Here is a 10,638-nt window from a genome sequence, read left to right on the forward strand (position 1 = left end):
TTCAATGATATGGTGGGCACTCTTGTTCACCATTTCGTGTATTATTTGCTATCAAGATATAACCAGACGAACTATATCAAATCAAATGTGTATTATAGTTCTTATTATTTGCATTTGCCTTGTTATAAAAAGTGCTAACTACTCTTCATTATATTATTCATTAATAATATTTATCGGTGGATTTATACTTTTTATAAAAAAAATTATAGCAGCAGGTGATGTGAAGCTTATATCTTCTTTTTTTATTGCAATTAACCAAAATTATCAATTGTTGACTTTTACTATTATTCTATTTGCTGGTGGGGTTATATCTATAGTCCTATTAATTCATAAGGTAATTAATAAAGAAAATACAACAATAACAGTTCCTTATGGAGTTCCTATCTGCATTGGGTGCTTATTTGGTGTTGCAGCATCACTTTAAGGTAATTTATGAAAGCTAAAATAATCGTTGTGTTAGCAATGATTACTATCTTGTTTGGGTTATATGGCCTAGCAGGTAGTTTATCTATGTTCGCTCCTCAAAATATAATAAAACCAAAAGAAGAAAATAAAATAAAAGTTTGGCAATTAAAAGAAGATGTAAACGCTAGAGATGAAATTAATCGACGCCTAGTTTCTCTTGTTCTTCTTCCTGAATCAGAAGCTAATAAATTGAGTTTTTCAGAAGATGTGCCAATTAACTGGAATAGAGGAACGATTTATAGACACGATCTTAAAAAGGGTGCTTACATCTCAATGGAGGATTTTATTACTCCAGAAGAAGATAATTATATTGAATATGTAATTGCTCCAAATCGAGTTCCATTTCCATTACCTATTGATTCGCCGGATATTATTGGTGGTGTAATCGGTAATGGTAGTTTTGTTGATGTATTAGCTCTTACCAAAAGTGATGAAACTCGTAATTCAAATCGCGCAACGAAAAAAACGCTATCGATTACACCAATTTTTACAAGTATTAAAGTATTACAAGTAAAACGAACAGTTATTCCTGAGACTCGTATAGAGCCAGCGAAAGAAGGCATAGTACTTATTCTTGAACTTACTCGTAGTCAAGCTGTTGAGCTTATCGTTGCAAAAGAAGCGGCAAAAATTGAAGTTCATAAATCAATTGGTAATTACAGTATCGAAGATTTAAAAGCAAATGCTGGTGACGTACTAGATGATTTTAGAGCGGTGACAGAATATCGCGCAAATAAAGTTACTATTAAATAGAGTAAATAAAATGTGGAATAATTATTATCGAGCACTGTTGGTATTAGTTTTATTACCTATATCATTTGTTAGTTTAGCTGGCAATATTATTAATATGTCAGAAGGTGATTCGCAAGTCATTTTAGCTAATAAAGACGTTGGTTCTGTTTTTGTATCTGACCCAAAAATCGCAGATTACCAAGTAATAGAAAAGAAAAAAGTTATTGTTTATGGAAAAAAAATAGGGCAAAGCTCTGTGATGGTTTTTGATAGAAATGGCCATACTCTTGCTAATAAGAAGGTTATTGTAAATAAAAGCCTCGACTCTATAAAGCAATATATATCAATTAAATACCCGGATGTTGATGTTGACGTTTTTAATATAGGTGAGCAAGTTGTATTAAGTGGAACGGTTTCAACAGAACAAGAGAAAGATGAAATAAACAATATTGTTGGACAATTGCTTGATAAAGATGATGAGAAATTCACTTTTGAGCAAGATATGGAAGACCAAGATTATGAAATTCAGTTCATGGAGAGAACAGATTACAAAGGTATTGTAAATAATATTGAGGTAGCTACAACAAAACAAGTGAATGTAAAAATCTCAATTGCTGAAGTATCACAATCATTCTTACAAGATATTGGTATTCAATATGGTACTGATGCGGCAGGTGTATTTATTCAACCACTTACCCACTTTAGTTCGTCAGACATTATGTCCGTTATTACTGCTATTGGTAGCGATACGGTAGGACAAATATTAGCAGAACCAAATTTATCGGTAGTTTCTGGAGAAAGCGCAAGCTTCTTAGTTGGTGGCGAATTGCCTGTGGTAACAACCGTAAATAACAGTACCAATGTAATGTACAAAGAATATGGTGTGAGACTCGAATTAATGGCAAAGGTTAAGAAAGATGACAAGATCACGCTTTCATTAGTTCCTGAAGTTAGTTCATTAGATATCCAATATGAAAATGATTCATATGATTTACCAGCTCTAAAAACTCGTCGTGCACGTACAACGGTCGAACTTGGCGATGGACAAAGTTTTGTTTTAGGTGGGTTATTGAGCTCAGAAGATAAAGAGAGTCTTCAAAAAATTCCTTTCATTGGTGATATTCCAATTTTAGGTGCTTTATTTAGAGGTTCTTCGACTAAGCGAAATAAAACAGAGTTACTTATTGTAGCAACAGTAAATTTAGTAAAACCAATTCATTCTTCGCAAATACAACTGCCAATGATGAGAAAAACAACCACATTAAATCGCTTTTTTGCATTAGAAGATTCATATGTAACAGCTGGCGATAAATGGGCTAAAGAGTTATTAGCTATTGGAGGATTTAAAAAATGATCAATTGGAAAGGAATGTTATTTCTCCCATTAGTATTGATGACTGGTTGTGTTGAAAAAGTAAATGAACGTTTTGGCCCAGAAATAGATGTGTTTCCTGTAACGTACTCAGTGTCTTTATCTAATACTCGTGAATCAAAAATGTCGCTATCTACTTTTATCCGCGATCATAAAAAAGAGCTTATTAACTATGGCGCAAATATTCAGTGGGTGAGTAACTCTGGAAATCGTTGGGCGAGCGAAATAAAAAAACAATTAATTAAAGAAGGCGTAAATAAAGATTTAATTATTATTTCTCAGGGTGAAAAAGGTGATGTGTATTTCGATATTAAATTTTCTATCGTTGTGCATAAAACACAAGTATCTAGTTGCCAATATGCTGAACTTGGAGCTATTAACACAGTAGCAACAGGGTGTTTTATTGAAAATGCGCGTTGGTCATCAATGGTTAATCCACAGAAAATGTTAATAACACCATCAGTAGATCAAGAGCATAAAGAAGCTGAAGCAACAGCGCCTGGAAAGGAGGAATAATATGTTTGATTTATCAAACTCAATGAATCTGCCTGTGAATAAAAAGCAAAATTTAGAGCTTGTTCTTTTTCACCAAACAGATGAATACCGACAATTAATAGAAGAAGTTTTCCGTTTTGAAGGGGTATCGGAGCCTCTTGTATTAGATAATAACGAAGAAGTCGTTGCACAGCACGCTAGAAAGTACCCAAATCATATCATTATGATTGAACTTAATAATAGCCATCATGTAGTGAATGATATTGAGCGTATTAGCCATCTTTTACCTAATAATGCACCAGTTATCGTGTTAGGAAAAGAGAATTCAATATCTGTTATCCGTGCATTAAAAGACATGGGCTATTACTATTTATTTTGTCCTGCAACTAAAACTGAACTCTTTGATTTTGTAAGTGAAATCAATGAGAAGAACATGAAGAAAGAGTTAGGAAGTACGACAAGAAAAGCAAAGAAAATTGCTGTGCTAGGTGCTAAAGGTGGAGTTGGAACTTCATTTATTGCAGCAGAGCTTAGTAAAGAATTATCTGGTAGCCGCAATAGTTCGTGTGTTGTTGTTGACCATAATATTCGAGGCGGCAACTTAGATATTATGCTTGGTATGAAACACTTTAAAAGACGGAAGCTAACCCAAGGTATGCTTCTTTCTAATTTGGATGTTGATTACGCTACCAATATGGTCACTAAGTTGAATGATATGCTTTCATTACTCTCAATTGAATCTGACAGTTTTTCAATTGAAGAAATGAAAGAATACATCAGTGTACTGACTTCGCAACTTGCGCTTCAAGCTAATTTTATCATTGAAGATCTTTCTGGTTCGGCGAGCGAGAAACTCAGTTATCTAACTAAATCAGCTGATGTTGATGCTGTGGTTCTTGTTGCGGATCAAACGGTATCGAGTTTACGAGAAGCCGCTTTAGTCGTTAATACAATTAAAGAAAAGAACCTTCCAATCCGCGTGATTGTGGTTGTTAATCATACTAAACCTGAAAAGTACTCAACAATAGAGTCACAAGAAGTAGAAAAGTATATTAATAAAAATATAGATGTGATTTGTCCATTTGAACCTAAGTTAGGTACGTATTTATTACATAGAGACAGTATTTATACAAAAGATATAGAAATTGCTCAAAGTTTAAATCGTATTACTGCTTTATTGCTTGGTGAAGAAGAGAGCAAGAGATCAAGTTTACTTAAGCGTTTAATTAAAAGGTTATAAATATGGATCAAAATAAATCAATTTATATCGAAATTCGAGCTCAAATTTTTGATGTATTAGATGCAGAAACGGTTAATTCATTAAGTAAAGAGCAGCTACATAATCAATTAAGTAATGCGATAGATCTGTTAATTGAACGCCATGAATGGCCAGTAAGTACAATTGTACGAGCTGAATACGTAACAAGTCTAGTAAATGAATTGCAAGGTCTTGGACCTCTTCAGGTATTAATGGAAGATGAATCTATTAGTGACATTATGATTAATGGACACGATAAGATTTTTATCGAACGAGGAGGTTTAGTTGAAGTCGCACCGGTCAGCTTCATTGATGAAGAACAATTACTGCATATCGCTAAGCGTGTTGCTTCTCAAGTTGGACGACGTGTTGATGACTCATCGCCAACTTGTGATGCGCGTTTAGCTGATGGTAGTCGTGTAAATATTGTTATCCCACCAATTGCTATTGATGGAACTTCTATGTCTATACGTAAATTTAAAAAAGACAGTATAGGCTTAGAGAAATTAACTGAATTTGGTGCGTTGAGTCCAGAAATGGCGCAGTTATTAATGATTGCATCCCGTTGTCGTTTGAATATTTTAATATCGGGTGGTACGGGTTCTGGTAAGACAACAATGCTTAATGCGTTATCGCAATATATTTCAGAAAAAGAGCGTATCGTAACGATAGAAGATGCTGCTGAATTGAAATTACTTCAACCGCATGTAGTGAGATTAGAAACTCGAAATTCAGGTATTGAAGGTAATGGTGCAATTACTCAGCAAGACCTTGTTATTAATGCCTTACGTATGCGTCCTGACCGAATAATTGTTGGTGAGTGTCGTGGCGGCGAAGCTTTTCAAATGCTTCAAGCAATGAATACCGGTCATGATGGTTCAATGTCAACGCTCCATGCGAATACACCTCGTGATGCAATGGCTCGTGTAGAGGCAATGGTGATGATGGCAAGTAACAATTTACCACTAGAAGCCATTCGTCGAACCATAGTGAGTGCTGTTGATATCGTAATTCAAATCAGCCGATTACATGATGGAAGCCGTAAAGTAATGAGCATTACAGAAGTTATCGGTCTTGAAGGTAATAACGTTGTATTAGAAGAACTCTATAAATTTGAATCGACAGGCCAGAATACTCCTGAAGGTAAAATTATAGGTAATTACTCTACAACTGGTTTAATGCAACGATCTGTGCTGGTTGAAAAAGCTCGATTCTTTGGGTTAGAACAGCAATTGAAAGCAGTATTTAATAAGTTTGATGAGGCGATATGATTTATTTTATTGCATTAGCTATTGGTATTTTGCTTATTTTTTATTTGTTAATGCCTCAGAGCAAAAAACATCATGAATATTTAAAAGGTAGTAATTTTTCAAGTTCTGATTTATCTAATAATGAAGATAAGCAAGCGGTAAAACTAGAATCGTTGTCTGATGAAACATTAAAACAAGCATTGCTTCGTTTTTTTAATAATACTTATCAACAAATTGATTCTCTAGCGAACATTAAAATACCAGTTTATTGTGCGTTTTTAATTGTTCTTGGGATATATATAAATAAAAGTTTTCTTCAGGCTAACCCAATAATTATTGTTACGATTACAGAGATTATCGGTTTGATTTTTGGTGTCGTATGGCTAAGAAAACGAGAAAAAAATCGATTTGAAGAATCTTTTCCTGATGCATTAAATATGATGTCCAGTGCAGTGAGTGCCGGGGAAGGTATTATGCAGGCCGTGGTTTTTGTTGGTCGCTCGTTAGATGGAAAAGTTGGGAAAGAATTCAAAAGAATGGGGGAGCAGTTACAATTGGGAGAGTCTCCTGATACTGTTTTTCGAAAGTCTTGTGAACGATTCCCATATCCATCATTTCAATTTTTTATCATTACCTTACGAACCAGTATGCAACGTGGCGGACAGTTAAAAGAGGTGATGAAACGCTTAAATAGATTGATGTTCGGTGCAAGAGCAATTGAAAAGAAAAAACTGGCATTAACTTCTGAGGCTAGAGCGTCAGCAAAAATAGTCGCAGCAATTCCGTTTATTTTCTTATTTATGCTGCAATACCTTAGTCCTGAAAACTATGAATTTGTGATGTTTAACCCTGCGGGAAGACCAATATTATATTATGTGTTAATTAGTGAAAGTATTGGAATACTCATTATATGGTTATTAATGAGAGGAGTTCGCGCATAATGAATTCACAAACAATATTATTTATTGAGTTAGTATCAATATTTATCGGTATCTCTTTATTTTTATGGCTGTTAGTCCAAGTACTATTACAGCGTAAATTATTAGGTAAATATTTAGCAAAGCATAAAGAATTTAATAAAGATGATAATGTATTTGATAAAGTAGAGCGATTTTTACCTAGTGTTGCTTCGAATAATGCCGACAGTATTGAGCGGAAGTTCTATTCTGCGGGGTTATATGAATCAAAATATGCTCATTTATATATGCCAGTTAAATATTTAACGGCAGCTATTGGTTCCGGGATAATTTATTTATTACTAGGTAAAGATTCCTCAATGACAACACAAGTCGCATTAATGTGTATTTGGTTAGTTGTGTGTATTTCTATTCCTGATGCCATATTAAGTTCGAGAAAAAAAGCATTGGAAGAAAAACTGTCTGGCCAATTACCGTATTTATTAGATTTGCTAGCAATGTGTGTACATACCGGAATGACGATCGAATCATCATTAAGCTATCTAGCTAAAGAAATGCAAGGATTTGATAAAGACTTAGCTCATATGATTGCAAGAACGAATGATAGAGCCAATATTGTTGGGTTAGAGCCAGCTCTAGATGAACTTTATGTTCGGGTGCCGACTAACGAAATGCGAAGTTTTGTTATGACGTTAAAACAAAGCTTACATTATGGTAGTTCGATATATGAAATATTAAATACATTAGCTGCTGATATTCGTAGTGTTCGCTTACTTTCGTTAGAAGAAAAAGTGGGGAAACTCGCGGCTAAAATGTCGGTACCACTTATTTTATTTATCATGATCCCCGTCGTGATATTAATTGCTGCTCCAGGAGTAATGAGGATGATGACAGGTGTATATTAAAAAAATAGTAATAGGTTTACTTTTTGTTACGTTAGTTGGGTGTTCATCTAGTCCTGATACTGAAGAGACAAAAGAAAAAATTCTTATTAAAACAAATAATTACTCAGATTTAATTATTTTTTATAAGAATCAGCTAAAAGTATCAGAAGACCCTTATACTCGTGAAAAACTGGCACAAGCCTATTTAGATTCTGGAGATCCAGATTCAGCTCTTTTTGCTATCCAATATCTTAATGAGGATGACGATTCTAGAAGTATTTCTTCATTTTTAATTGAAGCAAATGCGCAATTAGAATGTGGGATGCTAGAACCGGCTTTAGATACAGTAAATCGTGTATATAAATTAAATGAGGATAACCCTGAGATTGAAAATTTATTAGGTGTTATTTATGCAAGTAAGCGTGATTTAGATAAGTCTCGTCATTATTTTAATTTAGCAAGAAAGCATTTATACAGTGATATTACGATAAAAAATAATTTGGCTATTCTCAATATTATTGAAGGCAAATATGACCAAGCGGTTAAATTATTATTACCAATATATATGAGTAATAAAAATGATGCCTTAGTACAAGCTAATTTAATGTTAGCAATGGCCAAAGCAGGTGATTTAGAGTTTATGGAAAAAGTATTGTCGCCGCAATTCAGTAAACAAGAAATTGAAAGACGTTACTCAATTCTTAAAAATACTGAATCACATCGTGATGATACAAACCTGTTTGGAGCGGATTAACATCATGAAGATTAAAAAGAACAGGGGTGTGGCCAGTATTGAATTCGCAATGGGATTCATGATCTTTTGGTTGATTTGCATGGCTTGGGTTGAGATGAGTTATATGTCTTATGTTTCTGCAATAAGTGATCTCATTATTTCTGAATCAGCTCGGGAATCCAAAACAGAAGACTCGGATTATTTGCAGGCATTTACTAATGCCGTAAATGATAATCAATCGATATGGGGTAATGTGGTTGACCCAAGTAAATTTACGATGTCGATACAATATTTAAAGAGTGTAAATGAATTAGGTTCATTGGTTGAGCCATGTGTCGTTCCCGATAGTGAAAGCACTGCTGAATGTGGCTCGTCTATGAATAGTGCTATTGCTGTTTATCGAATTGATTATCGTTTTTCACCCATTTTTACTTATTTTATGGGATTTGAAGGCATTTTCAGCCGAGAAGATATTGTGATTCAGGAGTACGAACGTGATGCCTTTAAAGTCTAAACAGCGTGGAAACTTTACCGTTGAGTTCGCAATGGTAGGGTTAGGTCTTAGTTTAATTTTTATATTTAGTGCTGATGTAATAATAAAACTATCAATAAAAGGTAAGTTAGATCGGCTATCTTATTCTCTTGTTAATGTTTTAAAAGAGCGAACACAGTTATATGACGAAGATTATTTAATAACGAACAGTGAAAGTAGCGAAATATTTAATATTGCAAAGAATTCGCTGCGCCGCACATTGGGAAGCTATGAAGATGCTCGTTTTGGTGCCGTTATTGAAGAGTTAACTTTTCGTGATATTGGTGCACCAAACACACCCGTGACGTATAACTATGGATCTTTTACCTGTCCTTTATCTAAAAGGATTGGCGAGCTTGATTATTTATCAGTAGTTACCACATGGGAAAGACAAGCAACGTTATACCGTGTCACCTTATGTTATCAAACAGACAATATGTTTGGTTCAGTTGTTGGTGAGTCATACACAGATGTCATTTCATCGTCAGTGATGATTGGGAGATAGTATGAGAAATTCAAGAAAGCATCAACAAGGTCACGCTGCCATTTTATTTGCAATGATGATTCCAGCATTATTTGGAATATTTGCACTAGCCAGTGATGGCGCGAGAGCCATCCAAACTAAAGCAAGAATAGAAGACGCAAGTGAGGTGGCAGCTCTTGCCATTTCTGCTCACAATGACCCTGCTCAGCCTGATGATGGTACTTATACTCCAAGCACTAGAAATAGACAAATAGTCGTGGATTATGTGAATGCTTACATCAGCGATATTGACGCAGTTACAGACATTAAAGTGGCAAAAAGACGTTGTGAATTAATTTCTGATTGCGTAACTGGTATATATAAAGGAGATATGCGTTATCTGGAACATGAAATTGATGTGACAACAAGGCAAAATTCATGGTTTCCTGGTAATGAGGCAATTGAAGGGATGGGGGAGACGTTTTCAACACGTGGTAAGTCTTTGGCTCGCAAATATCAAAGTGAAGCTGTTGATGTCATGTTTGCTGCCGATTTTTCCGGTTCAATGTTAGATACTTGGAGTGGCAGCTCTAACCCTAAATATGCTGATCTAATTGAGATCATTAGAAATATTTCTGTTGAATTGCAGAAGTTTAATGATTTACCAGAGAACCGCGATAAAAGCACGATGGGAATATCGGCATTTAGCACCTTTACCAATTCATTCACATCGGATACCGGTATTCAGTGCTCTTTATCTCAAGGTGTTAACAGCAGAAATGAACCTGGGAATTGGTTTCGACCAGTTAAAGCAGTAAATACGGTTGCTAACATTTGGAATCCAAAAACAGAAGACTATTGTAAATCGGGTGCCTATGCTGGTTTTCATGATGTCAATTTAACTTCAAATTTTAATTATTTAAATGGTCAAATAGGTAGCTTTTATGCTGGCGGAGGAACGGCATCTTACCAAGCACTAATTCGTGGAGCGCAATTATTAAGAAAAGGAAACAATTCACGTCGTTTATTAATCGTGTTATCGGATGGTATGGATAATGATACTAAGTTAGCTGATGGGTTAGTTAGCGAAGGTATGTGTCGTGATATTCAGAGTGGTTTGGAATCGGATCGTACACCTGATAGGAGACCAATAGCGGCGAAAATGGCGGTGATTGGCTTTGATTATAATCCTTTTGCAAATAAGGCGCTTAAAGATTGTGTTGGAGAAAAGAATGTATATAAAGCAGAAGATGCTGATGAGGTCGAAGACATAATTCTAGAGTTAATAAACGAAGAAATTGGCCATTTAAAATAATAATTTGACGTATAAGACGTTTAAAGTAGAGAGTAAAAAATGTATAAAATTTTAATTATAGTTGCTGCTGTTTTAGGGGTATCTTTTAATGCTAATGCTAATGCTAATGCTAATGCTAATGCTAATGCTAATGCTAATGCTAATGCTAATGCTAATGCTAATGCTAATGCTAATGCTAATGCTAATGCTAATGCTAATGCTAATGCTAATGCTAATGCTAATG

At 34.7% G+C, this 10,638-nt stretch carries 13 protein-coding genes; 12 read left to right on the plus strand and 1 reads right to left on the minus strand.

The window, feature by feature from the left end; genetic code table 11:
* Positions 1 to 4: 4 nt before the first annotated feature.
* From HC728_RS13400 to HC728_RS13455, 12 genes are read left to right on the plus strand one after another with little or no spacing between them, the layout of a single operon-like run.
* Complete coding sequence (locus HC728_RS13400) at positions 5 to 424, plus strand: prepilin peptidase (protein WP_236733938.1); 420 nt, start codon at positions 5 to 7, stop codon at positions 422 to 424.
* Between the two features lie 8 nt (positions 425 to 432).
* A complete protein-coding gene (gene cpaB, locus HC728_RS13405; protein WP_065594820.1) occupies positions 433 to 1,218 on the plus strand; it encodes a Flp pilus assembly protein CpaB in 786 nt (261 codons plus the stop codon).
* 10 nt (positions 1,219 to 1,228) lie between these two features.
* Positions 1,229 to 2,551 carry a type II and III secretion system protein family protein gene (locus HC728_RS13410; RefSeq protein ID WP_017019393.1) on the plus strand — a complete coding sequence of 441 codons (1,323 nt, stop codon included), beginning with the start codon at positions 1,229 to 1,231 and terminating at the stop codon, positions 2,549 to 2,551.
* Positions 2,548 to 3,084 (plus strand): hypothetical protein, encoded by a 537-nt coding sequence (locus HC728_RS13415; RefSeq protein ID WP_017019394.1) that lies wholly within the window; start codon positions 2,548 to 2,550, stop codon positions 3,082 to 3,084. Before HC728_RS13410 ends, HC728_RS13415 begins: the two co-directional genes overlap by 4 nt.
* Position 3,085: 1 nt before the next feature.
* Positions 3,086 to 4,303 carry a P-loop NTPase gene (locus HC728_RS13420; protein ID WP_190395632.1) on the plus strand — a complete coding sequence of 406 codons (1,218 nt, stop codon included), beginning with the start codon at positions 3,086 to 3,088 and terminating at the stop codon, positions 4,301 to 4,303.
* A 2-nt stretch (positions 4,304 to 4,305) separates the two neighbouring features.
* A complete protein-coding gene (locus tag HC728_RS13425; RefSeq protein WP_005422088.1) occupies positions 4,306 to 5,592 on the plus strand; it encodes a CpaF family protein in 1,287 nt (428 codons plus the stop codon).
* On the plus strand, positions 5,589 to 6,512 hold the full coding sequence (locus tag HC728_RS13430) for a type II secretion system F family protein (RefSeq protein ID WP_017019395.1): 924 nt from the start codon (positions 5,589 to 5,591) through the stop codon (positions 6,510 to 6,512). The genes HC728_RS13425 and HC728_RS13430 overlap by 4 nt, the downstream gene beginning before the upstream one ends.
* Entirely contained in the window at positions 6,512 to 7,393 is an 882-nt protein-coding gene (locus HC728_RS13435) for a type II secretion system F family protein (RefSeq protein WP_017019396.1), read from the plus strand. The genes HC728_RS13430 and HC728_RS13435 overlap by 1 nt, the downstream gene beginning before the upstream one ends.
* Positions 7,383 to 8,126, plus strand: coding sequence for a lipopolysaccharide assembly protein LapB (locus tag HC728_RS13440; protein WP_005422096.1), 744 nt, complete (start codon positions 7,383 to 7,385; stop codon positions 8,124 to 8,126). Before HC728_RS13435 ends, HC728_RS13440 begins: the two co-directional genes overlap by 11 nt.
* Positions 8,127 to 8,130: 4 nt before the next feature.
* Positions 8,131 to 8,619 (plus strand): TadE/TadG family type IV pilus assembly protein, encoded by a 489-nt coding sequence (locus HC728_RS13445; protein WP_017019397.1) that lies wholly within the window; start codon positions 8,131 to 8,133, stop codon positions 8,617 to 8,619.
* Positions 8,603 to 9,142, plus strand: coding sequence for a tight adherence pilus pseudopilin TadF (gene tadF, locus HC728_RS13450; protein WP_017019398.1), 540 nt, complete (start codon positions 8,603 to 8,605; stop codon positions 9,140 to 9,142). Before HC728_RS13445 ends, tadF begins: the two co-directional genes overlap by 17 nt.
* 1 nt (position 9,143) lies before the next feature.
* On the plus strand, positions 9,144 to 10,415 hold the full coding sequence (locus HC728_RS13455) for a TadE/TadG family type IV pilus assembly protein (protein WP_017019399.1): 1,272 nt from the start codon (positions 9,144 to 9,146) through the stop codon (positions 10,413 to 10,415).
* A gap of 20 nt (positions 10,416 to 10,435) precedes the next feature.
* On the opposite strand, the gene HC728_RS13460 is transcribed toward HC728_RS13455, so the two are convergent.
* The coding region (locus HC728_RS13460; protein WP_190395633.1) for a hypothetical protein at positions 10,436 to 10,638 on the minus strand (203 nt) is incomplete at its 5' end.

The organism is Aliivibrio sp. S10_S31, from assembly GCF_014694495.1.
In the GTDB taxonomy this organism is placed as follows: domain Bacteria; phylum Pseudomonadota; class Gammaproteobacteria; order Enterobacterales; family Vibrionaceae; genus Aliivibrio; species Aliivibrio fischeri.